We start from the raw sequence: 26,771 nt of genomic DNA, 5'->3' as shown, positions 1-26,771 counted from the left end.
CGACCTCCTGGAGAATCGTGACTACCGAAAGCCAGCGAATCGCGGGCGCGCTTCCGTTGCGCCCCGAGTTGCGCGACGAGAAGCCGTACGGCGCGCCGCAACTCGATGTTCCCGTTCTCTTGAACGTCAACGAGAACCCCTACACGCCACCACCTGCGGTGATCGAAGACATCGCTGCCGCAGTCGCGGACGCCGCCGGTTCGCTCAACCGCTATCCCGATCGGGAGTTCCTCGGCCTGCGCAAGGGGCTGGCCGACTACCTGGGGCGCGAATCGGGAGTGCACCTGGTACCCGAGCAACTATGGGCGGCAAACGGCTCCAACGAGGTCATGCTCCACATCATGTCGGCCTTTGGCGGACCTGGCCGCACGGCGCTGTCCTTCGCCCCCACCTACTCGATGTATTCCGAGTATGCCCGTAACACGCACACGGCGTGGCTGGCGGGTCCGCGGCGTGACGACTTCTCGCTCGATGCGGGCGAGGCGGCGAACCTGATCGAGCGGGTGCAGCCGGCGATCATCCTGCTGACCAGTCCCAACAATCCGACCGGCACCGCGCTGGAGCAGGGCGTGCTCGCGAGCGTGCTCGAGGCGGCCGGCCGGGTCGATATCGACGGCGCGCCCGCAGTCGTGGTCGTGGACGAGGCTTACGCCGAATTCCGCCGGGAGGGCGTTCCATCGGCGCTCGAACTGCTCGCTTCCCACCCGAACCTCGCCGTGACTCGCACGATGTCGAAGGCGTTCGCGGCCGCAGGGCTTCGCCTGGGTTACCTCGCCGCAAGCCGCGACTTGGTCGATGCGTTGCGGATAGTCCGCCTGCCCTATCACCTTTCGGCGATCACGCAGGCCGCGGCGAGCGCGGCCCTGCGGCACGCCGACGTCCTGCTGGCTCAGGTCGAGGAACTGCGCGCCGAACGTGATCGCACGGTCGAGTGGCTCCGACAACGTACAGTAGATGGCACGCCGCTCCGCGTGGCAGATTCCGATGCGAACTTCGCCTACTTCGGCGTGTTCGAGGACCGGCACCGGATCTGGCAGGGGCTGCTCGAACGGGGAGTCCTGATTCGCGAGGTGGGCCCGGCGGGCTGGCTACGCGTGTCGATCGGCACGGCGCAGGAAATGGACGCGTTCAAGAACGCCTTGGTGGAGGTAGCAGGACTATGAGTGAAGCACCCGCGCGTCGCGCGCGCCTGGAGCGATCCACATCCGAGTCGACGGTCACCGTCGAACTGAACCTCGATGGCAGCGGGCTTGCCGACGTTCAGACCACCGTGCCGTTCTTCGATCACATGCTGGGCGCCCTCGCACGGCACTCGCTGATCGATATGGTCGTGAGATCCACCGGGGACACGCACATCGATGCCCACCACACGGTGGAGGACACGGCTATCGTCCTCGGGGAGGCGCTGCGGATCGCGCTCGGCGACAAGGTCGGAATCTCGCGGTTCGGCGATGCCACGGTGCCGCTGGACGAGGCCCTTGCGCAGGCCGTCGTCGACGTCTCCGGGCGGCCCTACTTCGTGCACACCGGAGAGCCCGCGGGCCAGGAGTATCACCTGATAGGCGGGCACTTCACCGGATCGCTCACGCGCCACGTGCTCGAATCGATCGCACACCACGCGGGTATCTGCGTGCACATGCGTGTGCTCGCGGGACGCGACCCCCACCACATTGTGGAGGCCCAGTTCAAGGCGCTCGCGCGCGCACTGCGGTTCGCGGTGGCGCGCGACGAACGCGTGGTTGGAGTTCCCTCGACCAAGGGAGCGCTGTGACGGAGAAGGATGCCTCGCGGCTCGTGCCCGGTGGCGCGTCTGCGCGGGCTCCCCAGCCCGCGATCTTGCTCACCCAGATCGCCTCGGCTGAGGCGCTCGCGGCGACCTGCGCGCTGCATGACCTGGAGATACTAGCGTTCGATAGCGAGCTCGGGGCATTCGGCGTCACTGATGCCGACAGCGCCCCGACGGTGGCCAGGACGCTCAGCGCGGCCGTGTCGTCCGTGCCTTTCCTTGAGTTGAGCGTGCGCGACGACAGGCTCTCGGCTCACCGCTGGGAGAACGGCGAGCAGGGTGAGGATGTGCCTGCCGCCCTGATCCTCGACTCGCTACCCGAGCGGGTGGAGCAGGTCCTCCTCGGACAGGCCACCGATGCGGACCTGAGCGCGGGAGTGCGCGCGAGTTCGCTGGGCCGATGGAAGACCATGCGGATCCTGGCGAAGTCTTCGAGGCGGTCACGAGGTGACCGGGAGGTTGCGGATGGCTAGCTCGGTCGTCGTCTTCGACTACGGTTTCGGCAACGTCCGCTCGGCCGTGCGCGCCCTCGAACGGGTGGGTGCGCAGGTCGAGTTGTCGAGCGATCTGGATACGGCGATGGCGGCCGACGGGGTCGTGATCCCGGGCGTGGGCGCCTTCGCCGCATGCGCGTCCGCTTTGCGCGCGGCCCGCGGGGACTGGGTCGTGGAACGTCGCCTGGCGGGTGGCCGGCCGGTGCTCGGGATCTGCGTGGGAATGCAGATCATGTTCGATTCCGGCATCGAGCACGGCGAGGCGGCTGAGGGGCTCGCTCAGTGGCCGGGGACCGTGGACCGCCTCGAGGCGGACGTGGTGCCGCACATGGGTTGGGACACGGTCGATGCGCCCTCTGACTCCGTATTGTTCCGCGGACTCGGCGACGAGCGCTTTTACTTCGTTCACTCGTATGCCGCGCGCAGCTTCCCCCTGTCGGACGAGCCCGTTTCCAGCGCCGCCATTCGGAGGCCTGCCGTCACGTGGAGCGACCACGGAGGACGCTTCGTGGCGGCCGTCGAAAACGGCCCGCTGAGCGCAACCCAGTTTCACCCCGAAAAGTCGGGGGACGCCGGGGCGCGCCTGCTCGAGAACTGGCTGACGACACTCTGACAGGCTCGACGCCTGAAACGGATTCCACACGACCCGGCGACAACGCGCCGGCACGACCGCGCGAAGAAAGTGAGTTCCACCATGCCCGATCAGACCCAAGAGCGGCTCGTCCTCCTGCCCGCCGTAGACGTCGCTGGTGGGCAGGCGGTCCGGCTCGTTCAAGGAGAGGCAGGCTCCGAGACATCCTATGGTGACCCCATTCGTGCCGCGCTCGACTGGCAGGACGGTGGCGCCGAGTGGATTCATCTCGTCGACCTCGATGCGGCTTTCGGACGCGGATCCAACGCGGAACTCCTCGCTGACGTGATCGGCCAGCTGGATGTCGACGTCGAGCTTTCGGGCGGCATCCGAGATGACGAGTCGCTCGCCAGGGCGCTCGCGACCGGTTGCCGCCGCATCAACCTCGGCACCGCCGCGCTCGAGAACCCCGAATGGACCGCTCGCGTGATCGCTGAGCACGGCGACAAGGTCGCGGTCGGCCTCGACGTACGCGGAACCACGCTCGCCGCCCGCGGCTGGACCCAGGACGGCGGCGACCTGTGGGACGTCCTCGCACGGCTCGACGCCGCGGGCTGCTCGCGGTACGTCGTCACGGACGTCACCAAGGACGGCACCCTGCAAGGACCCAACCTCGATCTCCTGGCCGAGGTCGCTCGTCGCGGCAACGCCCCAGTGGTCGCATCGGGGGGAATCTCCTCGCTTGAGGACCTGCGCAACCTCCGCGAGCTCGTGGGCCAGGGTGTCGATTCGGCGATCGTGGGCAAGGCGTTGTACGCGGGTGCCTTCACACTGCCGCAGGCGCTCGACGTGGCAGGACGCCCGTAGGGGAGAGGAACGTGGGTTTTCGTTTCTCCCGAAAGTCGTCCCCGGTGCGCGACGACGGCGGTTCAGCCACCTATGACAGCCGCGACTGCACGACGGGCGATCCCGCTGACACTGGTTCCGGAGGTTCGTGCAGCGATCACGGCGCGAGCCATTCCCATGCGGACGTCCCCGGCGGTAAGGCGCTTCCGCCGGGCTCGTCATTCGCCGCGGATGACGGTTCCGCGGATCCGGCCTTCGCCGCGATCGTCCGCCAATTCAGCGAAGGCGACGCGCCCCTGTCCGCGGTGATCGAGGCACTCCGGGACACGCGCGTCCTGATCCCCATGCTGGCCGAGTTGGTGTCCGAGGATCAGACGGCGACCGGCTTGCGCGTCGACAAGGAGGCCGCCACGGGTGTCGTTGCCATCGCCACGCCCGATGGTCGCAAGGCACTACCGGCATTCACCAGCGTCGCCACGATGGCGGCATGGCACCGCCAAGCGAGGCCGGTGCCCGCGGTGGGCGCCCGAGCGGCGCTCGCGGCGGTGGCCGAGGACTGGTCCCTGCTCGTCGTGGATCCCGCCGGCCCGCACCGGGTGATCATCCCGCGCACGGCCGTGTGGGCGATGGCGCAGAGCGAGCCGTGGCGCCCGGCTGTGCGCTCGGGCCGGGTGGACGAGTCCGTCGCTACCGCTATTCGCACGGCGATCCTGGCGCAGGCCGAATCCGTGACGGGCGTCCGGTTCTCGACCATCCCCGGTGACGACGAGACGCTTGTCGTCGAGGTCGTGCTGCAGCCGGGGCTGGATCGTTCGAGGTACGAGACGACCCTCGCGTACGTGAACCGGGCGCTCGCCTCGATCGCGGAAGTCGCCGAGCGAGTCGACGCTATCAAGATCCAGGTCCGGCCGAACTAGCCCTGCTTACCTGACGGGCCCCGTCAGGTCCTCTCCTGGCCCCTGACCGATCGGGTCGGGATACGCAGAGGCCTCGCGGAACGCGAGTTGTAGCGACCTCAGCCCATCCCGAAGCGAGCGGGCATGCTGCGACCCGATGTCCGGCGCGGCCGCCGTGACGAGTCCGGCGAGCGCCTGAATGAGTTTGCGTGCCTCGTCCAGGTCCTTGAAGGTCTCGGCATCGGAGCCCTCGGACAGGCCGCACTTGACGGCGGCAGCGCTCATGAGGTGGACGGCCGAGGTCGTGATGACCTCGACTGCCGGCACCTCCGCGATATCGCGAGTTGCGCCCGCCACGCTCTCATCGGGCGGGGCGGGATCGCCGTGGGGCAATGTCATCGATTCGTCGGTCACCGCTCCATTGTCGCCGATGCCGCGGCTGGATTTCGCGGTGCCGGTGTGAAGGCTCCCCGAAACTTGCTGCGATGGCCTTGTCCTCGGCCCGGAACGTGCCGAATATCACTATGGATGCGGCCACCGGGCGAATCCGGCAAGTCGTTGGTGAGCGAAAGGACCATGCGTGCAGTCTTCAGTCATTCCAACTGGAATCGTTCGTGAAATTCCCGCCGGAACGGTCCTGTTCTCCACGACCGACGAATCCGGCAAGATCACGGGAGCGGGCAAGAGTTTCTGCGAGATATCGGGATACACCGCCGAGCAGTTGGTCGGTTCACCGCACAATATCGTCCGCCATCGCGAGATGCCTGGCGGATTGTTCCACCTATTCTGGGCCCAATTGGCGACGGGCAAGCCGATCGCCACCTACGTGCTGAATCTCGCGGCGGATGGGGCTTCCTACTGGACACTCGCGTGCGTCTCGCCCGTCAAGGACGGAACGTACTTGTCGGTTCACGTGCAGGTGTCCCGCCAGGATCACCACGAGAATCTGCGACACGCGTACGACACAGCACGTGCGACTGAACGCAAGATGCGCGCCGCCGGGATGAGCGCCCGCGATGCCGCGGCCGAATCGAGCAGCATCCTCGAAGGCCTGCTGGTGGAGCGCGGCTACGGCGGCTTCGCCGCTATGGCGGCCGTGGTCCTGCCTGATGAAGTCGACGCTTGGGACAAGCTGCCCCGGCCGCAATTGCCGGCGGCGTTCGTCAAGGACGGCCACGATGTCGGCCGAGTCCTCGGCGCCACGAGGGAGATCGACGAGGAACTCGCGGTGCTGCGCGCCCGGTTGGTGGAGTACACGGCACTCGCGCGGTCGTTGTCGACGGAGGCGGAGAGCCTGCGCGGCTCGGTCGGTAACCTCTCGCGCACGGTGACGGCCGCTGCGGCGGCTTCCGAGGAGGTCGGGGGCTCGGCTCCCGTTCTGGCGCGGGCCGCGGCTGCGGCCGCGGCCTTGTCCGACGAGACGTCGGCGCACCTGCAGGCGCTGCCTGCCCTGCTGCAGGCGACGCAGGCTGAGCTGATGCAGTTGCGCGTCGTAGTCGCCATGTGCGTACTCCACTCGGCGGCAGCCGAATCGTTCGCGGTCGAGATTGCCAAGGGCGAGGCGTCGGGCGACGCGATGGGCAGTCTCGAACTGCTGTGTGCCGCTATCGAGCGGACGGTCGCAGCGGTCGAGCGGGAGTGGAACTCGGTGGGGGTTCGCGTCACGGAGGCCGCGGATCACATCGAAGAGGCGGCCGACCGGCTCGCGAAGTTCCAGCGCATGCTGCTGGACTGGCGCAACCTCGTGGTGCGCTTCCGGCTCAGCGGGCAGCTGTCTGGCATGCTCGGGGACATCGACGGCCAGGAGGTCCGAAGTCGGGCGCGAATGAAGTCGTTGCGTGACCTCGCCGCAGAATGCCGCGATGCGGCCAAGCCACTCGACCTCAATCGGCTTCGCCAGGCAGTATCCCGCGTCAGCATCCGCTGATGCGTAGCGTTCCCTCCTAGGTGCCGGGCGTCGTCTGTGGTAGATTGTTAGAAGGTCCGAGTGCGTAAGTGTGCCCTCGGTATCCAATCGAAGCGGAGTTCGGCTCCCACCTTGGATGCGACTGCGGCTGGCGCCGCGACAGTTTCCGGGTTCCTCACAGCGAGGTGGCGCATTTGCGCCGCCCTTTTCGTGTGGTGTGGTAGGCCTTCGTTTCGTATGCAACGGAGGCCTTTTTCGTTGCCGAAGCAGACCAGACAGATGTGAGGAGATCACCATCAGCGAGCCGCGTATCAACGACCGGATTCGCGTACCCGAGGTCCGACTTGTGGGCCCCGGCGGCGAACAGGTAGGGGTCGTCCGTATCGAAGTGGCGCTCAACCTTGCCCAAGAGGCGGACCTTGACCTCGTCGAAGTTGCGCCGGATGCACGTCCGCCGGTCGTGAAGCTCATGGACTACGGCAAGTTCAAGTACGAGTCCGACATGAAGGCGCGCGAGGCTCGTCGGAACCAGACGAACGCGCAACTCAAGGAGATCCGCTTCCGGCTCAAGATCGATGATCACGACTACGAGACCAAGAAGGGGCACGTGGTCCGCTTCCTGTCCGCAGGCGACAAGGTCAAGACAATGATCATGTTCCGCGGTCGTGAGCAGTCTCGTCCGGAGATGGGCGTTCGCCTGCTGCAGCGACTCGCGGATGACGTGGCCGAGTTCGGCACCGTCGAGTCCATGCCGAAGCAGGACGGCCGCAACATGGTGATGGTTCTCGCTCCGACGCGCAAGAAGACCGAGAACAAGGCTGAACCGAAGCGCGCGCGGTCGAGCCGCGGCGGCGACGAGGTTCCGGCCGAATAGGCGCTGCTTCGCCGCGCTTTCAACTGAATTTCCAGATAACCAGCAAAGTGTGCCCGCCATCGGGCGTGCACCACGACGATGTCGCCCGGCGCTCCCGGGTGACCAGACACGAGGAGAGACGGCAGTCATGCCGAAGAACAAGACACACTCCGGTGCTAAGAAGCGCTTCCGGACCACGGGAAGCGGCAAGCTGATGCGCGAGCAGGCGAACAAGCGACACCTGCTCGAGCACAAGTCGTCGCGGCGCACCCGCCGACTGAGCCTGGACAAGGCCGTTTCGGCTGCGGACACCCGCACGATCAAGAAGCTGCTGGGCAAGTAAGCCCTGGTGCTCACGCACCCAAGACCCCCTTTCGAATCACTACTGCAAGGAGCATCACGTGGCACGCGTGAAGCGGGCGGTCAACGCCCAGAAGAAGCGTCGTTCAACCCTCGAGCGGGCCAGCGGCTACCGCGGTCAGCGCTCGCGCCTGTATCGCAAGGCCAAGGAGCAGGTCACCCACTCGCTCGTTTACGCCTACCGCGACCGCAAGGCGCGCAAGGGCGACTTCCGCAAGCTGTGGATTCAGCGCATCAACGCGGCAGCTCGCGCTGAGGGCCTGACCTACAACCGTTTCATCCAGGGCCTCAAGGCCGCTGAGGTCGAGGTCGACCGTCGCGTGCTCGCCGAACTCGCGGTGAGCGACCCGACGGCGTTCAAGGCTCTCGTCGACATCGCGAAGAAGGCCCTCCCGGCCGACGTCAACGCGCCGAAGGCGGCCTGACCTGCACCCTTGACGGGGCTCGTCAACATTCGCTGAACGCCCGGACAGGCAGGGTACGGACTCTCATGATCACCAATGTGCGAAGTGATCGCGTCCGTGCCGTGAGCAACCTGTCCGGGCGTTCAGCGCGTCTGCGTGGCAATCGTTTCCTGGTCGAGGGGCCGCAGGCCGTCCGCGAACTCGTCCGGTACGCGACGGACGACGTCCTCGATCTCTATCTGACGGCCGCGGCCGCGGAGCGCTACGCCGATATTGCGGACGCGGCGGATCTAGCCGGCGTCTACGTGCATCAGGTGTCGGACGAGGTTTCGCGCGCCATGAGCCCGGATGCCCAGGGGATTCTGGCGGTTGCCGAACGCACGCGGTACTCGATGGCCAGCGATGTCGCGCTCGGTCTGCTCGCAGATGTCGCGCGCGATGGCGCGCTCATCGCGATCCTGTCTCAGGTGCGCGATCCCGGAAATGCGGGAGCCGTCATCCGCGCATGCGACGCCGCAGGAGCGGATGCCGTGGTGCTCACCGATTCATCGGTGGAGATAACCAATCCAAAGGTCGTGCGGTCCACCGCCGGATCGATGTTTCACCTGCCCGTCCTTGGGGGAGTCGACTTGATCGAGGCGGTGGATGTCGTTCGCGCCGCCGGCCTGCAGGTGTTGGCCGCTGATGCAAGCGGCTCGACCCTCGCGCAGTTCGATGGGGAAGGCGGGCGCCTCGCGCGTCGAACCACCTGGATCTTCGGCAACGAGGCGTGGGGCTTCACTCCCGATCAGCTCGCGCTCGTGGACGAGCCGGTGGCGGTGCCGATTTTCGGCCGCGCCGAATCCCTGAATCTAGCGACCGCCGCAGCGGTGTGCCTCTACGCGTCGGCGCTCGCTCGACGTTCTGCTTTCGGCGCCTAGGCGCTGACGGGACTTCCCGACGATCATCTCGCGACGATCATCTCCGGGCGGTCATCGCGGCAGCGTCAGGACGCGTGGGCCCTCCTCGGTGATGGCGATCGTGTGCTCACTGTGCGCTGTGCGGCAACCGGTCGCGCTCCGGAGCGTCCATCCGTCGCCATCGGTGACTAGTTCGTCTGTGTCGGCCATGACCCAGGGTTCAATGGCCAGGAGTAGTCCCGGGCGCAACTGGTAGCCGCGGCCCGGCCGCCCGGCATTGGCGATGTGCGGATCCTGATGCATGGTGGATCCCACCCCGTGTCCACCGAATTGAGTGTTTATGGGATAGCCGGCGTCCGTCAGGACGGTGCCGATGGCGTGGGAGATGTCGCCGACGCGGGCCCCAGGAACGGCGGCGGCGATACCGGCCGCCAGTGCTCGCTGCGTCGCGGCGATCATGGCGAGGTCCTCGCTGCGGGCGGACGAGCCGACGACGAAGCTGATCGCCGAGTCGGCGACGATGCCGTCGAGGGACACCGCGAGGTCGAGCGTGAGCAGGTCGCCATCGCGCAGGGCGTAGTCGAATGGTTTGCCGTGCAGCACGGCATCGTTGACGGACGTGCAGATGTAGTGCCCGAACGGCCCTCGACCGAAGGAAGGCTCGTAGTCGACGTAGCACGACTGCGCGCCGGCCTCGGTGATCATGGTCCTGGTCCAACGGTCGATGTCAAGCAGATTCGTGCCGACGGTCGTGCGTTCCCTGGCGGCCCGGAGAATGCTGGCCACCAGTTCGCCACTCCTACTGGCGCGATCCAATTCCACGTCGTTCAAGACCTCGATCACGCGTTTCCCCTCCCGCAATCGGCCGATAACTATGCCGGCCATGCTACCGGTATTATAATTGGATTCATGGTGAGACTACCGCTCACACCGGGCGAACTGGCCCGCGGGCAGCGCCTTGGCGAGTTGTTGCGTCGTTCGCGTGGCGCGCAGTCCATCCCCGAGGTCGCCGCTGCGGCGGAGGTGTCGCCGGAGACCCTCCGGAAGATCGAGTCCGGCCGTATCGCGACCCCTGCCTTCACGACGATTGCCGCGATCGCCGCCGTCCTGGACATGTCCCTCGACGGGTTGTGGGGCGAGATCAGCCGCGTGAGCGAGGAGACCGGCCCCGACGAACCGTCCGCCGCTTCGGGAGGCCCCCTGGCGTCGTGATCCAGGGGTCAGGGCTGTCCTAGAATGGTTCGATGGCGCGGCCGAGCGCCACCCCGAGCATCGACCGGAAGGCAAGCATGCCCACCACCGACGATTCGACGATTTCGCCCCTGGACGAGGTCGCGGTCGGCGCCGCAGTCGCGGCGGCCCTCGCAGACATCGCAGCGGTCACCTCTCTAGAGGGACTGAAGGCCGTCCGCCTGGAGCACACGTCCGACAAGAGCGCACTCGCGCTCGCCAATCGGGCCATTGGCAGTCTTCAGGGCGCCGATAAGGCCACCGCCGGAAAACTTGTCGGGCCCGCTCGGGGCCGGATATCGAAGGCGATCGCGCAGCGGCAGGCGGAACTGGAAGCGGAACGCGACGAGCGGGTCATCCGCACCGAGCGCGTGGACGTGACCGTTCCCACGGACCGGCGCCCGCGGGGCGCCCGTCACCCCCTGGAGACCATGCAGGACCGCGTTGCCGACTTCTTCGTCTCCATGGGATGGGAGATCGCGGAAGGCCCCGAACTCGAAGCCGAGTGGTTCAACTTCGACGCGCTCAATATCGCCGTCGACCATCCATCGCGCCAGATGCAGGACTCGTTTTACGTCGATTCCGGTGCCGAAGGTCGGGCATCCGGACTGGTGCTGCGCACGCAGACGTCGTCCGTCCAGGTGCGCGAGCTCCTTGCGCGAGATCTCCCGCTCTACATTGCTTGCCCCGGCAAGGTGTTTCGGGCGGACGAACTCGACGCCACTCACTCGCCCGTGTTCCACCAGGTCGAGGGTCTCGCGGTGGACAAGGGCCTCACGATGGCTCACCTGAAGGGCGTGCTCGACCGCTTCGCTCAGGCGCTGTTCGGTTCTGAGGCACGCACGCGCCTGCGCCCGAGTTACTTCCCGTTCACCGAGCCGAGCGCCGAGATGGACCTCTGGTTCCCGCAGAAGAAGGGCGGAGCCGGCTGGATCGAGTGGGGCGGCTGCGGGATGGTCAATCCGAACGTCCTGCGCTCCGCGGGAATCGATCCCGAGGTGTACACCGGATTCGCCTTCGGCATGGGCATCGAGCGATCGGTGATGCTTCGGCACGCGGTGACGGACATGCGGGATATCGTCGAGGGCGATGTTCGCTTCTCGCAGCAATTCGGGATGGAGATCTGATGCCGTACGTCATCAAGGACTGGCTGGCTGAGCACGTTAAGGTGCCCGCGGACATGACCGCGGAGGAACTCGCGCGGGCACTGGTTAAGGTCGGCCTCGAGGAGGAGGCGATCCACAGCTCGGACGTGACGGGGCCGGTGGTCTTCGGACGAGTTCTCAAGGTCGAGCCGGAGCCTCAGAAGAACGGTAAGACGATCAACTGGTGCCAGGTCGATGTTGGCGCGCACAACGTCACCGACGAAACCGGTGAGCCCGTCGCGCCGCGCGGCATCGTCTGCGGCGCGCACAATTTCGAGCAGGGGGATCTGGTCGTCGTGTCGCTCCCCGGCGCGGTGCTGCCCGGTGGTTTCGCGATCGCTTCGCGTAAGACCTACGGGCACGTGTCGGATGGCATGATCTGCTCCGCGCGCGAGCTGGGCCTAGGGGACGAGCACGACGGCATCATCGTGTATCGGAAGGCGAACGAGCAGTCCGAGGCGGATCCCGCGCCCGGCACAGACGCGCTGGGCCCGCTCGGGTTGTCGGACGAGATTCTCGAAATCAACGTCACCCCCGACCGCGGATACTGCTTCTCGGTGCGCGGCGTCGCGCGCGAGTTCGCGCTATCGACTGGCGCCGAGTTCACCGATCCGGGCCTCCCCGCGGCGCCATTGCCCGGCCCCACTGCGGACGGCTTCGAGGTCGAGGTCGAGGATGGCGCCCCGGTGCACGGTGCAGTGGGCTGCGATCGCTTCGTCACGCGCATCGTTCGCGGCATAGACCCGCAGGCCCCCAGCCCGCAGTGGATGCAGGAGCGCCTCACAAAGGCTGGTATGCGGCCGATCTCCTTGTCGGTAGACGTCACCAACTACGTCATGCTCGACCTGGGGCAGCCGCTGCACGCCTACGACCTGAGCAAGGTTTCCGCACCGATCGTCGTGCGCCGCGGACGCGAAGGCGAGGGCCTGACCACGCTTGACGGCGTTGAGCGCCGCCTTTCGACCGAGGATCTGTTGATCACCGATTCGCCCGCGGGCCAGCGTGGTTCACGTGTGCTCGGGATTGCGGGTGTGATGGGTGGGGCCTCGAGCGAGGTCTCCGAGACGACGACGGATGTGCTCATCGAGGCTGCTCACTTCGATCCGGTTTCGATCGCGCGCTCCTCGCGCCGCCACAAACTGCCATCCGAGGCGGCCAAGCGATTCGAGCGCGGGGTCGATCCGAAACTCGCCCCCGTGGCGGCGCAACGCGTCGTTGAACTGCTGGTCGAGTTCGGTGGCGGTGTCGCCGACGCGGCCGTCAGCGATCTAGACGACACGACGGCGCCTGCGCCGATCCAGATGCGCCTGAGCGAACCGCAGCGCCTGGTCGGCGTCGCCTACACGCGCGATCAGGTAGTCGGCGTGCTCGAGGCCATCGGCGCGCGCGTTGAATCGGCGGGTGAGGACGACGTCACCGAACTACTGCGAGTCACGCCTCCCACCTGGCGTCCCGATCTGACCGGCCCGGCCGAACTGGTCGAGGAAGTCGCGCGCATCGTTGGTTACGACGAGATCGTCCCGGTGCTGCCGAAGGCGCGGGCGGGACGAGGGCTCACCGACAGTCAGCGATTGCGCCGATCCGTCGCCAGGTCGCTCGCCGAACAGGGCCTCGTGGAAACACTGTCCTATCCGTTCGTGGCACCGGATGTGAATGACATCCTGGACGTACCTGCGGGTGACCAACGGCGAGGCGTGATCAGCCTGGTCAATCCCCTTGGCGACGACCGGCCGGATCTGCGGACATCCCTGCTGGCCACGCTGCTCGACACGGCCAAGCGCAACCTCGGCCGCGGTGCGAGCGACCTGGAACTGTTTGAGATCGGGCAGGTCTTCTTGCGGGGCGATCATTCATTGGCCGCACCGTCGCTTCCGGGCGGAACGCGTCCTAGCGATTCCGATCTCGACGAACTTGCAACCGCAGTTCCTGATCAGCCACGGCACGTCGCGGGCATCCTGCTTGGGAACCGCGAACGCTCCGGCTGGTGGGGCGAAGGCCGGGCGGCGGATTGGGCGGACGCCATCGATCTGGGGCGGACTGTCGTCGATGTGGTCGGGATCCCAGTGTCGGTCTCGTCTGCGGAATATGCTCCGTTCCACCCCGGACGATGCGCATCGTTCACCGTCGAGCAATGCAACGGTGAGGACACGATCGTGGCAGGCTACGCCGGGGAACTACACCCGAAGGTGCTGGAGCGCCTGGGCCTCCCACCGCGCTCCGTAGCGTTCGAACTCGATCTCGATGCCCTCATCGAGCAGGTGACTGGCACGCCAGTCGAATCCGAGCCCGTATCGGCCTACCCCGTGTCCAAGGAGGACCTTGCGTTCGTCGTGGACGAGGGCGTGCCAGCGGAAGCGGTAGCCGCAGCGCTCCGGGTAGGCGGGGGAGACCTGGTCGAATCTGTGCGGTTGTTCGATGTCTACCGCGGCGATCAACTCGGCGAAGGCAAGAAGTCGCTGGCGTTCGCGCTCCGCCTGCGCGCGGACGATCGCACGCTGACCGCGCAGGACGCGGCCGCTGTCCGCGAGTCCGCTATTACGGCTGCCGCGGTAATCGGGGCGACACTTCGCGTCTGAGTTCGGCGGAAATTGTCGATTATCCAAAACTGGTGCCTGATCTGGGGTGATTCATCTCTTTTGTTCCATCTGGTCGACGTGTAGCATTTGGACCTGAACATTGCTTGCGTGTGATCCGTGTGCCGAGATTGAGGACAAAATTCATGAGTGCTGACCAGTATGTCCGGCGGGGAAATTCCGTGCGTCATCGCATCCTGTCGGTGCTGACGGCGCTGCTCATGATCATTGTTGGGACTGTCGTCGTGGCTCCCGGCGCTCACGCTGCGACGATCATGATTGATGACTATGCGGGCACGGTGCTCGGTAGCCGGAGCGCATCCACCGTTGGGAGCGGGAGCTTCACGCAGTCCGGTGGGCTCGGGGTATTCACAGCTCAAGGTGCCGGCAATACGGCAGGTTCTGCCACAATCAGTTACGCCATTCCCACTCGCGACCTGACCGATAGCGGACTGAACAAGCAGTTCTTCCTGGAGTTCACCGACATCAATCGGACCAATCGTCCCAATGCTTGGGACACTGCAGCAAACATCAGCATTTCCGTGACGGGCGGCGGTATAACCGGCGTTTACAGCAGTGGCATCGCAAACACAGACGGGCCGTTCAATTTCGTTTTTAACATGGACTGCAACGTGACGGGCGGCGCCTGCTTCAGTCCCATGCCGAATTTCACCAGCGTCACAGCCATCAGCGTGACAGTGGCCTACCCGAGGAACTATGACACGTCCGGTGGCGTACTTACCGCCAAACTCGATCAGATTCGCACCACACCCCTGGGTGGTGGAGTGCCAGCTGCCCCGTCGGTCAGCATCTCGCAGCCGACCGGCAATCCTGTCTACGTCAAGCAGGGTGACACGCTTACGTTCCCCGTGACAGTGTCGCTGGGCCAGGGAGCAACGCTGGTCAATGGCCTGGCGTCGAATGAAGTGAGCCTGTCAGGGACGGCAGGCGGAACGATCTCGTCAGTCACGGGGTCGGGGACCTCCTACACGGTGACCGTGACCGGGATATCGACGAGTGGCACGGTCAAAGTCAACGTCGTCGCTGGCGCGATTGTGGACAGTTGGGACCAGGTGAACGCCGCTTCCTCGTCCAACTCCGTGAACGTCGTCTATGTTGTCCCGCCGGTGTTCCGGCCCCCGGCATCGTTCACCTGGGTCAAGGGCCAGGCGGCCACGGGCAGCATCAACGTTCAGTCTGCTGACCCCAACGTCGCCTACGCACTGGATACCGGAAGTCTTCCGACCGGTGTGTCCCTCAATTCATCGACCGGAGCGCTCACCGGAACGCCGACGGCCACAGGGTCGTTCTCACCCCAGATCAAGGCGACAAATATTGCAGGAAGCGCAACAGCCTCATTCTCGATCCAGGTCAACGAAGTACCCGCCATAACCTCGACCAGTACCGCAACCTTCATGGCAGGCCAAGCGGGCAGCTTCTCTGTGACAGCAACAGGAATCCCGCAATCCAGCATCACGATCGGATCGCTTCCGGCAGGGCTGAGTGTCGCCACGCAGAGCGGATCGACTCGCGTCATCAGCGGAACGCCGACGACTCCCGGCTCCACCGTCGTCAGCGTCGATGCGACGAACTCGGCGGGATCCGTCCACCAAGACCTGACAGTCAATGTCAATCAACGCCCCATCTTCGGCGTCGCGCCGACATCGCAGAACCTCCTGGTCAATCAGGCTGCAGCGGTGGATCTGCCCTTCACGGCATTTCCTGCGCCGACCGCCAGCCTTGCCACCGGTTCTCTGCCCGCAGGCCTGTCGCTGTCAATCGTTGGTGGGGTCGCCCGGATCTCCGGCACCCCTTCACTTGCCGCGGCTGGTACTCACACCTTGACCGTTCGTCTCACCAACGCGCATGGCAGCGCCGACCACGCCCTCACGCTGAATATTGGAAGCCCGGCGGCGATCACGTCGGCGAACACCAGCACCGTCACGGTGGGTCAACCAGCGAACATTGCTGTGACGGCTAGTGGCGTCCCGACTCCCGCAATCACGGTGACAGGGTTGCCGACGGGCCTCACGTGGACAGACAACGGCACAGGCGCTGGATCCATCACAGGTTCGGTCGCGACCACCGGTACCTATAGTGCGACGGTCACGGCCGCGAACTCGTCCGGACCAAACGCCACTCAGAACCTCACGATCCGCGTTGTTCAGGGGCCCGCGATCACGAGCGCGGCCGCCGCCACGCTGACGCAGGGCACGGCAGCGTCCTTCACCGTGACCACGACTGGCTACCCAACGGCCGCGATCACGCGCACGGGCACCCTGCCCAGTGGTATGAGTTTCATTGACAACGGTGATGGGACGGCAAAGCTTTCGGGGACACCAACACAGTTCGGTGTATTCCCACTCACCATCACCGCGACGAATCCTGACTTCCCGGCGGTCACTCAGGTTCTTACGATCACTGTTCACGGCGCGCCGGTGCTGGCCGCAACTCCGGATAGGACCGGGACAACCGGAACTAGCCTCTCCTTCAACCTGAGCGCGACGGGTCTCCCAGTGCCATCATTGACCGTTGCCGGTCTGCCGTCGGGACTGTCGAGTACGGACAACGGCGACGGAACCATCACTGTCAGTGGAACCCCAGCGGCATCCGCAGGTGGCGTCTACACCGTCACCGTGACCGCGACCAACTCGGTGGGAACCGTGAACCGTGACTTCACTTTGACGGTATCGCAGGCCCCCGCCATCACGAGCGCAGCAGGTGCAACGCTCACCCGCGGGATCGCCGGGCAGTTCCAGTTCGCCGCCACGGGATACCCCGCGGCGGACATCGCCCTCACGGGAAGCCTGCCGACGGGTCTGACACTGGGAACCTCCGCCAATGGCACGCGCACACTCTCGGGCACGCCGTTACAGCACGGCGTGTTCCCGCTGACCGTCACCGCCTCGAACGGAGTCGGCGTCGAGGCCACGCAGACCTTCACCCTGCGAGTCGAGGGCGCACCAGTCCTCGGCACGGCTCCTGATCGGACCGCCCAGACGGGGATATCTACCGATTTCGCCATCACCTCGGACGCGCTGCCCATCGCCTCGTTCGACGTGACTGGACTGCCCAGCGGGCTGGCAGCCTCCGAGGAGAACGGCACGCTCACGATCAGCGGCACTCCGGCTGGGGGCACCGGAGGCAACTACGACGTGAACGTCACGGCAACGAACTCAGTCGGATCCGTCGGCACATCGTTCACGCTCACGGTGAGACAGCCTGCGGCAGTGACAAGCGCAGCAGCCACGACGCTGACGCGCGGATCGGCCGGATCGTTCACGGTACAGACCACCGGGTATCCCGCTCCGGCACTCGACACGACGGGAATGCTACCGGCAGGAGTGACCTTCCACGACAACGGCAACGGCACCGCCACGCTGTCCGGCTCGCCCACCGAGCACGGGACCTTCCCGGTCACGATCACGGCCACTGGCGAGGTCGGGGAACCTGCGGTTCAGTCCTTCCTCTTGACCGTCGAGGGTGCGCCCATCATCGAGCAACCGGCGGATCGCGTCGCGCAGACGGGAGTGCCGACGCAGTTCAGCGTCGTGGCGAGTGCGGTGCCCGCCGCGACGCTGAACGTCACCGGGCTGCCCGCAGGTCTCGCCTTCGCCGAGGCGAACGGCGTCGCCATGATCAGCGGTACGCCGAGCGCGGGGGTGGGGGGAACGTACCAGGTCTCCGTGACCGCCACGAACGCACTCGGCACGGATGACTCGTCCTTCACGCTGACAGTGAATCAACCCCCGGCCATGACGAGTGCTGTTTCGGCGACCTTCACCCGCGGCGTAGCCGGTTCGTTCACGCTGAGTTCCACGGGATACCCGGCGGCGACACTGACCATTGCGGGTGCGTTGCCGAACGGGCTCACATTCGAACCCGGAGCCGATGGCACCGCAGTCCTGTCCGGGACGCCGACGGAGGATGGGACGTTCACGCCGCAGGTCACGGCAGGCAATGGCATCGGAACGGCCGTGCAGCAGACGCTGACCGTCACCGTCAACGGGGAGCCGGCGGTCACCGGCGGTGTCGTGATCGAGGGATCGGGCAAAGCGGGCGAGCCGCTGACGATCGACTCGGACCTCGCCTCGAGTGTCGCGGGCGCCCAGTTGAGCGGGCACTGGTTGCGCGACGGCTTGGTCATCCCGGATGCGGACGAGGCCACCTGGACGCCGTCGAACTCGGATGCAGGGTCGCTGATCACGTACGAGGTCACTGTCACGGCACCGGGCTTCGTGCCGCTGACTGTCCCGTCCGTCAACGATGTCGAGGTGATCGGCATCATCTCGGCGGAATCGCTGCAGGTGACGGGAACTCCGCAGGTGGATGAGCTGCTCTCGGCCGACTTGGCTGGCCTCGACCCGTCGGACTCTTCGGTGACCTTTTCGTGGAGCATCGATGGCGACGTCGTCGCCAGCGGCCCCACCTACTCCCCGCGTGCCGCCGATGTCGGGTCTTCCATCGATGTGACAGCGTTCGTCACGCGCCCGAACTTCCAGGACCTCACAGTCAGCGAGTCGCTGTCTCCCGTCGTGGTCGCGCAGTTCGCGACGGCACCAGCCGTAGCCTGGACCGGTACGGCACAGGTCCGGCAGCGCCTGACCGCAGTGACGCAGGACTCAGTGCCAGCCGCGGAGGCGACCGCTCTGCAGTGGTATGCCAACGGAGAGCCGATCGCCGGTGCGACGCAGGACGAACTCGAACTGTCTGCGAATCTGAAGGGAAAGAGGATCTCGGTCAAGGTCACGGTTACTCGCCGGGGATACGCCGAAGCCATCGCGACCAGCACGGAGAGCGGCCCGGTCGCGACCGACAGTGCTCCGGCCATCACTCTCCGTTCTAACGCCACATCGCTCCGCCGCGGAGCTGCGGCGCGCCTCACCTGGAGCACCAGCGAAGCGACCAGGGTGTACGCGGGCGGAGCCTGGCGCGGAACAGTCGCTGCGTCAGGCAGTGCCGCGGTGACCCCAACCTCGATCGGTGCGAACGTCTACTCGATCTCGGCGAGCAACCACATCGGCACGACGACGGCGCAGGTCGTGGTCAAGGTCCGTCGCCCCAAGGCCAAGGTCGCGATCAGCTTCCCCGATCGGTTGTACGGCGTGACGACCAAGGTCCGCGTGAAGATCGGCGGCTTGGACGCGGGCGAGGCGTTCAAGGTGCGCATCGGGGGCATCGTCGTCGGCAAGGGACGTGCCGACGCCAAGGGTAAGGCGACGATGGCCGTGCGCGTTCCCAAGCGCCGCGCTGGCGGTAGCAAGATCATCAACCGTTCGCATATCCGTGTGTTCGGCGAAGAGAAAGACCGCCAGGGAATCGTCAAGTTGCGAGTCACGCGCCACAACCTCCTTGCCAAGAAGGCGCTGAAGGTGCGACTCGGGGCGAAGCGCGTCCATGCATCCGACTCCCAGACAATCGTTGTGCGAGGACTGGGCAGGCGCGAGCCCGTGACCGTCGTCGTCAACGGCATCCGGGTCAGCAAGCCGAACGCCAAGGCGGACGTCAAGGGACGCTATCGCGTCGTGCTGAAGAACGTGGGGCGGAACTGGGGCACCAGGGTGGTAAAGGTCAAGGCCCCGCTGTCAGCACGCTCCAAGTCGGTGCGCTTCACCGTGTCCGCGGCTTCGTAGCGGCCACGAAGAACCGGAGCACGCATACCCCCCTCAGCGGCTGAAGTCCTGAGGCCGCGGAGCGGGGGGGTATGGCGTTCCGGACTATTCGGGCTCGACCGAGGGGTTTACGGCGAGCACGATCTTGCCCGTGGATCCCCTCGACTCGAGTAGTTCATGCGCTGCGGGGGCCTCGTCCAGTGCGAACTGCGCCCCAATGCGAACCGTCACGTCACCGCCCTTGATCCACGCAAACAACTCGCGGGATCGCCGGAGCAATTCGTCCCGGCTCGCGACGTAGTGCCACAGGCTCGGCCTGGTCAGGTACAGGGACCCGCCGGCGTTTAGCCGCTGGATGTCGAACGGCTCGATGGGGCCAGAGGCCGCGCCGAAGGCCACCAGCATGCCGCGGGGGCGGAGGCTAGCGAGCGAGCCGTCGAACGTTGCTCGCCCCACGCCGTCGTACACGACGGTGACTCCGCGCCCGCCCGTGAGGGCCTTGACGGCACGGGGGAGTTCGGTGGCGAGGTCATCGAACGCCGTGTAGTTGAGCGTGTTCGACGCTCCCGCCTGACGGGACAGTTCCGCCTTCTCCTGCGTGGAGGTGGTCGTGATGACGCGCGCGCCGTGTAGGTCCGCCATCTGCGTCAGCAGCAGGCCGACGCCGCCCGCACCCGCGTGGATCAGGACGTCATCGCCGGCCGCGAGCGGGAAGGTCGATGTCGCCAGGAAGTGGGCCGTGAGGCCCTGCAGCGCGACCGCGGCGGCCGCCCGCAGCGAGATTCCGGCGGGGACAGGAATCGCGCGCTCGGCTCGGAGCACTGCGAACTGCGCGTAGCTCCCCGCGGCGTCGACCCAGGCGACTCGGTCACCGACCTGCACCTCGTCGACGCCCGCGCCAACCGCCTCGATGATACCCGCGCCCTCGACGCCCGCGATGGCGGGCAGTTCCACCTGGTACAGACCGGTGCGCCGGTAGACGTCGATGAAGTTGACCCCCGCGTACGCGACGCGCACCAGGACCTCGCCTGGTCCGGCGGCGGGCGTGGGGGCGTCGACGGGGACGAGTGCTTCCGGCCCGCCCGTGCGGGCTACTTGCATTGCGCGCATGGGGCTAGCCAATCACCTTGCCGGCCCCATTTCCAGCACTATGCACCCAGGTGTATGATTATGCGCATGACGTTTTCCGTGGCTGTGACCGGTGCGAGCGGTTATGCGGGCGGTGAGTTCCTGCGCCTTGCGCTGCAGCACCCCGAACTCGAGATCGGTGCGCTGACCGCCAATGCGAGCGCCGGGACCACGCTCGGCGAGCACCACCCGCACCTGCGCGCCCTCGCCCCGCGAGTCATCGAGCCGACCGACGCGGCGCGGCTCGCCGAGCACGACGTGATCGTGCTCGCGCTACCGCACGGCACCTCCGGCCCCATCGCGGGCCAGTTGCCCGATAACGCCATCGTCGTCGACCTGGGCGCCGATCACCGCCTCGAATCGGCCGCCGACTGGACCACCTACTACGGCGGGGATCACCCCGGCACCTGGGCCTACGGCCTGCCGGAGCTGATCCGGGCAGCGGGCGACCGCCAGCGTGAACGCCTCGCCGAGGCCCGCCGCATCGCAGTACCCGGCTGCAATGTGACCGCCGTGACCCTCGGCATCCAGCCGGGTGTCGCTGCTGGCATCATCGACCCGTCCGATCTGGTGGCCGTGCTATCGGTCGGCTACTCCGGCGCGGGCAAGTCGCTGCGGCAGAACCTGCTGGCCTCCGAGGCGCTGAGCAGCGCTGCCCCCTACGCCGTCGGCGGGACGCATCGCCATATCCCCGAGATCGGCCAGAACCTGCGCGCGGCGGGCGCGGGGGATGTTCGCCTCTCGTTCACGCCGGTGCTCGTCCCCATGAGTCGCGGCATCCTCGCCACCACGACGGCACGCCTCGCGCCGGGGTTGAAGGGTGTCGACGCGGCCGAGCTACGCGCGGCGTGGGTCGACGCGTACTGCGAGGAGCGCTTCGTTGAAGTACTGCCCGAGGGACAGTGGCCCACCACGGCGATGGTGCAGGGATCGAACACGGCGCTCGTCCAGGTCGCCTACGACGCCACTGCCGGGCGCATCGTTGCCGTGAGCGCGATCGACAACCTCGTGAAGGGGACGGCGGGCGGCGCCATCCAGTCGCTCAATCTCGCACTCGGCCTCCCTGAACATCTCGGACTTCCAGTGAACGGAGTCGCACCATGACCGACTATCTCGCCGGGCCGCACGACGGCGTCGCGGTCGACGGCCAGGGGCCCACCGCGGCGGCGGGCTTCCGCGGCGCGGGCGTCACCGCAGGCCTCAAGGCGTCCGGTCGCCCCGACCTGGCGCTCATCGTCAACGACGGCCCTTCCCAAGCCGGCACCGCAGTCTTCACCACCAACCGCGTGGTCGGCGCGCCGGTCATGTGGTCCCGCCAGGTGATCACGGACGGCAAGGTCGCGGCGGTGGTGCTCAACTCGGGCGGTGCGAATGTGTCGACCGGTCCCGAGGGCTTCCAGGACACCCACGCCACCGCAGAAAAGGTCGGCGAGGTGCTGGGCGTCTCCGCAGGCGACGTCGTCGTGTGCTCGACGGGACTGATCGGCGAGCGGCTACCCCGCGACCTCCTGCTCGCCGGCGTCGATGTCGCAGCGGCCGAACTGCGCGCGGACGGCGGCCGGGATGCCGCCCTCGCGATCATGACCACCGACTCGGTGCCCAAGCTCGCGCAGATCACCGTTACCACCGATGCCGGCACCTTCACCATTGGCGGCATGGCCAAGGGCGCCGGAATGCTTGCGCCGGCAATGGCCACGATGCTCTGCGTCATCACCACCGACGCCGACCTGCCGTCGGATGTGCTGGCGCGCGCACTGCCCGCCGCGACCTCGGTAACCTTCGACCGGGTGGACTCCGACGGTTGCATGTCGACCTCCGACACGGTCGCGCTCCTGGCGTCGGGCGCGTCCGGGGTCACCCCCGCTGAGGACGAGTTCATCGCCGCGCTCCGGAAGGTCACCGGATCGCTCGCACGGCAGCTGGTGGCCGACGCCGAGGGCGCGAGCCACGACGTCGCCGTCAGCGTGTCCGGCGCGAGCACGCAAGAGGCCGCCGTGACCGTCGCCCGCGCGATCACCCGCTCCAACTTGTTCAAGGCGGCTATCTTCGGCAACGATCCCAACTGGGGCCGGGTCCTGGCACAGGCGGGCACAGTCCCCGAATACATCGCCCCGTTCGACCCGCTGAACGTGGACGTATCGATCAACGGCGTCATGGTGTGCCGAGGATCTCGTCCATACGCGGACCGCGCCGAGGTCGATCTCGCGTCGGAACGCGAGGTCATCATCGACGTCGATCTGCACGCAGGCGCAGAATCCGCCACTGTGTGGACGAACGACCTCACCCACGATTACGTCCACGAGAACAGCGCGTACTCAACATGACAGATCAGCCCAACGAGGCGACCGAGTTCGTCTTCGACACCGCACGCGACCTGCGGCCCGACCAGAAGGCCGAGGTCCTGGTTCAGGCGCTCCCGTGGCTGCAGCAGTTCAACGGAGCGCTCGTCGTGGTCAAGTACGGCGGCAACGCCATGGTCGATGACGAACTCAAGGCGGCGTTCGCGCAGGACATGGTGTTCCTGCGTCAGGTCGGCCTGCGGCCAGTCGTGGTCCACGGCGGAGGCCCGCAGATCTCCGAGATGCTCGCGAAGCTCGGAATCGAGTCCGAGTTCCGGGGCGGCTTCCGGGTCACGACGCCGGAGGCGATGGATGTCGTGCGCATGGTGCTCACGGGCAAGGTATCGCGCGAACTGGTGGGACTCATCAACGCCTACGGTCCGTTCGCCGTCGGGATGTCCGGTGAGGACGGCGGGATGCTGCGCGCGCGCCGGCGCCGGGCCATCGTCGATGGCAAGTCCGTGGACATCGGGCTCGTGGGCGACGTCGTCGAGGTCGACGTGCGCGCCGTGCAGGATCTGCTCGATTCCGGCCGTATCCCCGTCATCTCGACCATCGCTCCAGATGTCGAGGACCCCACTCAGGTGCTCAATGTCAACGCCGACACTGCGGCAGCCGCGCTCGCGGTCGCGCTCGGCGCGCGCAAGATCATCGTCCTGACTGACGTCGAGGGCCTCTACCTCAACTGGCCCGACCGCACGTCGCTGATCCGCCAGATATCCACCGCCGCGCTCGCCGACCTGCTGCCGTCGTTGGAATCCGGAATGGTCCCGAAGATGGAGGCATGCCTGCGCGCGGTGCACGGGGGAGTGCGCCAGGCGCACATCATCGACGGCCGGATCGCGCACTCGGTCCTGCTCGAGGTGTTCACCGAGCAGGGCGTCGGCACCATGGTGCTGCCAGAATCCGACGGTCGCCTCATGTCGAAGCACGGCATCGACACGACCGGTGCGATCAAGACCGTGGAGGACCAGATATGAGCGATCTCGCGACGGACGACGCCGGTCAGGTCGCCGCCTCGACCGGCGGGCTGGCGAGCGTCTCGGGTTGGACACAGCGATACACTGGCGCGCTCCTCGACGTGTTCGGCCCACCGCAGACGGTCCTCGTGCGCGGCGAGGGCGCATACGTGTTCGATGCCGATGGTAAGCGCTACCTCGATCTCCTCGCGGGGATAGCGGTCAATGCGCTCGGCCACGCCCACCCCGCTCTGACGGGGGCGGTCTCGGCTCAGCTCTCGACGCTCGGACACGTGTCGAACTTCTTCGCCACTCCCACCCAGATCGGCCTGGCGGAAAAACTCCTGGAGGTCTCGGGCGCGCCCGAGGGCTCGCGGGTCTTCTTCACGAACTCGGGCACCGAGGCCAACGAGGCGGCGTTCAAACTCGCGCGGCGCAACAACGAATCGGGTAATCGCACGAGGATACTCGCCCTCACACAGTCCTTCCACGGCCGCACGATGGGCGCGCTAGCGCTCACGTCGAAGGCGGCGTACCGGGAGCCGTTCGAGCCGCTTCCCGGCGGAGTCGAGTTCATCGAAGCGGGCGACATCACGGCGCTCGAGGCCGCCTTTGCCAACGGCGAGACCGTGGCGGCCGTATTCCTGGAGGTCATCCAGGGCGAGGGCGGAGTCCGCCAGCTGCCGGTCGATTACCTACGCCGCGTCCGCGAGCTGACTCGCCAGCACGGCGCGCTGTTCGTGGTGGACGAGGTCCAGACCGGCATCGGGCGAACCGGGAATTGGCTGGCGTTCCAGGATCCAGTTATCGGCGGCGGGATCGTGCCCGACGTGGTGACCCTCGCCAAAGGGCTGGGGGGAGGGATTCCGATCGGCGCGCTAGTCACGTTCGGCCCTGGCCCATCCGGGCTGTTCTCGCGTGGGCAGCACGGCACGACCTTCGGAGGGAATCCCGTGGCCGCGGCCGCAGGGCTCGCGACGCTCCACGTCATCGAGCGCGACGGACTGCTTGACTCGGTGCGCGCGCTAGGTGCGTGCCTTGTGGACGAGTTCTCCGCTCTGGCCGCGAACGCCGACACGGTGGTGGCCGACGTGCGGGGAGCGGGCCTGCTGCTCGGAGTCGAACTGACCGGTGAGTGGGCGGCCGCAGTCGTGGCGCTCGCCCGCGAGGCTGGTTTCATCGTGAACGCCGTCACGCCATCGACGATCCGGATAGCGCCACCGCTGATCGTGACCCGGGAGCAACTCCAGACCTTCATCGATTTCGTAGTCGGCCTCTCCCCGGAGCGCCTGGCCGAGGAGAATCCCGCATGATCTCGAAGCACTTCCTCCGCGATGACGACCTCACGCCCGAGCAGCAGGGTACGGTTCTGCGGCTCGCACTCGCCTTTCGCCGGAACCGCCAGGAGCGCACGCCGCTGGCCGGCCCGAAAGCGGTGGCGGTCATCTTCGACAAACCCACCCTGCGCACGCAGGTCTCCTTCACGACCGGAATCGCCGAACTGGGGGGGTACCCGCTGCTCGTCGACGGCAACCTCGCCAAGATCGGCGTGCGGGAGTCCATCTCGGACACAGCTCACGTCCTGGGCCGCCAGGTTGCGGCGATAGTGTGGCGAACCTTCCATCAGTCGTCCCTGGAGGAGATGGCCGCGGTGGCCGGCGTGCCGGTGATCAACGCGCTCACCGACGACTTCCACCCGTGCCAGATCCTTGCCGATCTCGCGACGCTCGCGGACCACTGGGGTGGCGTCGGCGAGTTGCCGGGGCGGACGCTGACCTACCTCGGAGACGGCGCGAACAACATGGCGCACTCGTATCTCCTGGGCGGGGCGACCGCCGGACTGCATGTGCGGATCGGCGCGCCGAGCGAGTTCCACCCGCGCGCCGACATAGTTTCCGCCGCCGAGCGGATCGCAGCGGCTACGGGCGGTTCGGTTACCGTGACGTCCGACCCGAGGACGGCGGTCGCGGGCGCGGACGCCGTCGCAACCGACACGTGGGTGTCCATGGGCCGCGAAGAGGAGCAGGATCTTCGCTCCCAGCCATTCGTGCCGTACCGGCTCGACTCGGAATTACTCGGATCGGCGAGGGACGGAGCGCTCGTCCTTCACTGCCTGCCGGCGTATCGGGGCAAGGAAATCACCGCCGAGGTCCTGGACGGTCCGCAGTCTGTCGTATGGGACGAGGCCGAGTACCGACTGCACGCGCAGAAGGCGTTGCTCACCCACCTGCTCGAGACGAGCCAGGGCTGCTGATGTCTCGCAAGCAGTCGCTACCGACCACGAAGGCCGCCCGCCACGCGCGAATCCGTCACGTCCTTGCGCATCAGGAGATCAGCTCGCAGGGTCAACTCGTTCAGGCGCTCGCGCACGACGGGCTCTCGGTCACCCAGGCCACGCTCTCGCGCGATCTGGTCGAGCTGAACGCGCTGCGCGTGCGCAGTTCCGGAGGCACCCTCGTCTACCGGATAGCCGAGCCGGCGGATCGCGGACACGACGTCAGCGGTGTGGCCGAACAGATAGCGTCGCGCCTGGCCAGGGTGTGCACCGAACTCCTCGTCTCCGCCGAGGCCGCGGGAAATCTCGTCGTGCTGCGAACTCCGCCAGGGGCCGCCCAGTACCTGGCGTCGGCCCTGGACGACTCCGTGTTTCCCGACGTGCTCGGGACTGTGGCCGGCGACGATACCGTGCTGGTCGTGGTCCGCGATATCGTGGGGGCGCGCGACGTAGCCGGGCGACTCATCGGCCTGGCAGACCGCTCCGATTCTTGAC

The 26,771-nt window shown here is 66.8% G+C and carries 24 protein-coding genes; 21 read left to right on the top strand and 3 right to left on the bottom strand.

From position 1 onward, the window contains the following. Positions 1–17 precede the first annotated feature (17 nt). From FB461_RS05445 to FB461_RS05420, 6 genes are all read left to right on the top strand, one after another. A complete protein-coding gene (locus FB461_RS05445; RefSeq protein ID WP_142119653.1) occupies positions 18–1,163 on the top strand; it encodes a histidinol-phosphate transaminase in 1,146 nt (381 codons plus the stop codon). Beyond that, entirely contained in the window at positions 1,160–1,771 is a 612-nt protein-coding gene (gene hisB, locus FB461_RS05440) for an imidazoleglycerol-phosphate dehydratase HisB (protein ID WP_142119652.1), read from the top strand. Before FB461_RS05445 ends, hisB begins: the two co-directional genes overlap by 4 nt. Then, positions 1,768–2,259 (top strand): hypothetical protein, encoded by a 492-nt coding sequence (locus FB461_RS05435; RefSeq protein WP_142119651.1) that lies wholly within the window; start codon positions 1,768–1,770, stop codon positions 2,257–2,259. The genes hisB and FB461_RS05435 overlap by 4 nt, the downstream gene beginning before the upstream one ends. Next, positions 2,252–2,893: an imidazole glycerol phosphate synthase subunit HisH gene (gene hisH / locus FB461_RS05430; protein ID WP_142119650.1), complete on the top strand. Its 642-nt coding sequence runs from the start codon at positions 2,252–2,254 to the stop codon at positions 2,891–2,893. The genes FB461_RS05435 and hisH overlap by 8 nt, the downstream gene beginning before the upstream one ends. An 81-nt stretch (positions 2,894–2,974) precedes the next feature. Next, on the top strand, positions 2,975–3,718 hold the full coding sequence (gene priA, locus FB461_RS05425) for a bifunctional 1-(5-phosphoribosyl)-5-((5-phosphoribosylamino)methylideneamino)imidazole-4-carboxamide isomerase/phosphoribosylanthranilate isomerase PriA (RefSeq protein WP_142119649.1): 744 nt from the start codon (positions 2,975–2,977) through the stop codon (positions 3,716–3,718). Between the two features lie 11 nt (positions 3,719–3,729). Further along, positions 3,730–4,614, top strand: coding sequence for an SseB family protein (locus FB461_RS05420; protein WP_246046030.1), 885 nt, complete (start codon positions 3,730–3,732; stop codon positions 4,612–4,614). A 6-nt stretch (positions 4,615–4,620) separates the two neighbouring features. On the opposite strand, the gene FB461_RS05415 is transcribed toward FB461_RS05420, so the two are convergent. Continuing rightward, positions 4,621–4,992 carry a DUF1844 domain-containing protein gene (locus FB461_RS05415; RefSeq protein ID WP_142120809.1) on the bottom strand — a complete coding sequence of 124 codons (372 nt, stop codon included), beginning with the start codon at positions 4,990–4,992 and terminating at the stop codon, positions 4,621–4,623. Positions 4,993–5,173: 181 nt separating this feature from the next. Between FB461_RS05415 and FB461_RS05410 the strand changes: the two genes are divergently transcribed. The 5 genes from FB461_RS05410 to FB461_RS05390 all read left to right on the top strand — a co-directional run bounded on the left by FB461_RS05410 (position 5,174) and on the right by FB461_RS05390 (position 9,036). Further along, positions 5,174–6,520, top strand: a complete 1,347-nt coding sequence (locus FB461_RS05410; RefSeq protein WP_142119648.1) for a PAS domain-containing protein — start codon at positions 5,174–5,176, stop codon at positions 6,518–6,520. Between the two features lie 268 nt (positions 6,521–6,788). Next, complete coding sequence (gene infC / locus FB461_RS05405; RefSeq protein ID WP_281282074.1) at positions 6,789–7,373, top strand: translation initiation factor IF-3; 585 nt, start codon at positions 6,789–6,791, stop codon at positions 7,371–7,373. Positions 7,374–7,500: 127 nt separating this feature from the next. Further along, on the top strand, positions 7,501–7,695 hold the full coding sequence (rpmI, locus tag FB461_RS05400; protein WP_142119646.1) for a 50S ribosomal protein L35: 195 nt from the start codon (positions 7,501–7,503) through the stop codon (positions 7,693–7,695). A gap of 58 nt (positions 7,696–7,753) precedes the next feature. After that, positions 7,754–8,137, top strand: a complete 384-nt coding sequence (rplT, locus tag FB461_RS05395; protein WP_142119645.1) for a 50S ribosomal protein L20 — start codon at positions 7,754–7,756, stop codon at positions 8,135–8,137. Positions 8,138–8,214: 77 nt separating this feature from the next. After that, a complete protein-coding gene (locus FB461_RS05390) occupies positions 8,215–9,036 on the top strand; it encodes a TrmH family RNA methyltransferase (protein ID WP_342776111.1) in 822 nt (273 codons plus the stop codon). A 51-nt stretch (positions 9,037–9,087) separates the two neighbouring features. On the opposite strand, the gene map is transcribed toward FB461_RS05390, so the two are convergent. Next, entirely contained in the window at positions 9,088–9,858 is a 771-nt protein-coding gene (gene map / locus FB461_RS05385) for a type I methionyl aminopeptidase (protein ID WP_142120807.1), read from the bottom strand. 66 nt (positions 9,859–9,924) lie between these two features. Here map and FB461_RS05380 point away from each other — a divergent pair, with 66 nt between their 5' ends. The 4 genes from FB461_RS05380 (at position 9,925) to FB461_RS05365 (ending at position 19,596) form a co-directional block, all read left to right on the top strand. After that, positions 9,925–10,227, top strand: a complete 303-nt coding sequence (locus tag FB461_RS05380) for a helix-turn-helix domain-containing protein (RefSeq protein WP_142119642.1) — start codon at positions 9,925–9,927, stop codon at positions 10,225–10,227. Positions 10,228–10,304: 77 nt separating this feature from the next. Further along, positions 10,305–11,372, top strand: a complete 1,068-nt coding sequence (pheS, locus tag FB461_RS05375; protein ID WP_142120805.1) for a phenylalanine--tRNA ligase subunit alpha — start codon at positions 10,305–10,307, stop codon at positions 11,370–11,372. After that, positions 11,372–13,966 (top strand): phenylalanine--tRNA ligase subunit beta, encoded by a 2,595-nt coding sequence (pheT, locus tag FB461_RS05370; protein ID WP_142119640.1) that lies wholly within the window; start codon positions 11,372–11,374, stop codon positions 13,964–13,966. The genes pheS and pheT overlap by 1 nt, the downstream gene beginning before the upstream one ends. Positions 13,967–14,109: 143 nt before the next feature. Further along, positions 14,110–19,596, top strand: coding sequence for a beta strand repeat-containing protein (locus tag FB461_RS05365; RefSeq protein ID WP_142119638.1), 5,487 nt, complete (start codon positions 14,110–14,112; stop codon positions 19,594–19,596). Between the two features lie 84 nt (positions 19,597–19,680). Here FB461_RS05365 and FB461_RS05360 read toward each other — a convergent pair whose 3' ends face one another. Then, a complete protein-coding gene (locus tag FB461_RS05360) occupies positions 19,681–20,685 on the bottom strand; it encodes a quinone oxidoreductase family protein (protein WP_142119636.1) in 1,005 nt (334 codons plus the stop codon). 66 nt (positions 20,686–20,751) lie between these two features. Here FB461_RS05360 and argC point away from each other — a divergent pair, with 66 nt between their 5' ends. The 6 genes from argC to argR are packed head-to-tail and all read left to right on the top strand — an operon-like array spanning position 20,752 to position 26,770. After that, positions 20,752–21,807: an N-acetyl-gamma-glutamyl-phosphate reductase gene (gene argC, locus FB461_RS05355; RefSeq protein ID WP_211349838.1), complete on the top strand. Its 1,056-nt coding sequence runs from the start codon at positions 20,752–20,754 to the stop codon at positions 21,805–21,807. After that, complete coding sequence (argJ, locus tag FB461_RS05350; RefSeq protein ID WP_142119632.1) at positions 21,804–23,027, top strand: bifunctional glutamate N-acetyltransferase/amino-acid acetyltransferase ArgJ; 1,224 nt, start codon at positions 21,804–21,806, stop codon at positions 23,025–23,027. The genes argC and argJ overlap by 4 nt, the downstream gene beginning before the upstream one ends. After that, a complete protein-coding gene (gene argB, locus FB461_RS05345) occupies positions 23,024–24,022 on the top strand; it encodes an acetylglutamate kinase (RefSeq protein WP_142119630.1) in 999 nt (332 codons plus the stop codon). Before argJ ends, argB begins: the two co-directional genes overlap by 4 nt. After that, positions 24,019–25,314 (top strand): acetylornithine transaminase, encoded by a 1,296-nt coding sequence (locus FB461_RS05340; RefSeq protein WP_142119628.1) that lies wholly within the window; start codon positions 24,019–24,021, stop codon positions 25,312–25,314. Before argB ends, FB461_RS05340 begins: the two co-directional genes overlap by 4 nt. Next, entirely contained in the window at positions 25,314–26,255 is a 942-nt protein-coding gene (argF, locus tag FB461_RS05335) for an ornithine carbamoyltransferase (protein WP_142120803.1), read from the top strand. Before FB461_RS05340 ends, argF begins: the two co-directional genes overlap by 1 nt. Continuing rightward, positions 26,255–26,770, top strand: a complete 516-nt coding sequence (gene argR, locus FB461_RS05330) for an arginine repressor (RefSeq protein ID WP_142119626.1) — start codon at positions 26,255–26,257, stop codon at positions 26,768–26,770. The genes argF and argR overlap by 1 nt, the downstream gene beginning before the upstream one ends. The last annotated feature ends 1 nt before the right edge of the window (position 26,771 follow it).

This window comes from Rarobacter faecitabidus (assembly GCF_006716265.1).
Lineage (GTDB): Bacteria > Actinomycetota > Actinomycetes > Actinomycetales > Cellulomonadaceae > Rarobacter > Rarobacter faecitabidus.
The sequence above is the reverse complement of the archived record's forward strand: the minus strand, read 5'-3'. Positions and strand labels throughout refer to the sequence as shown.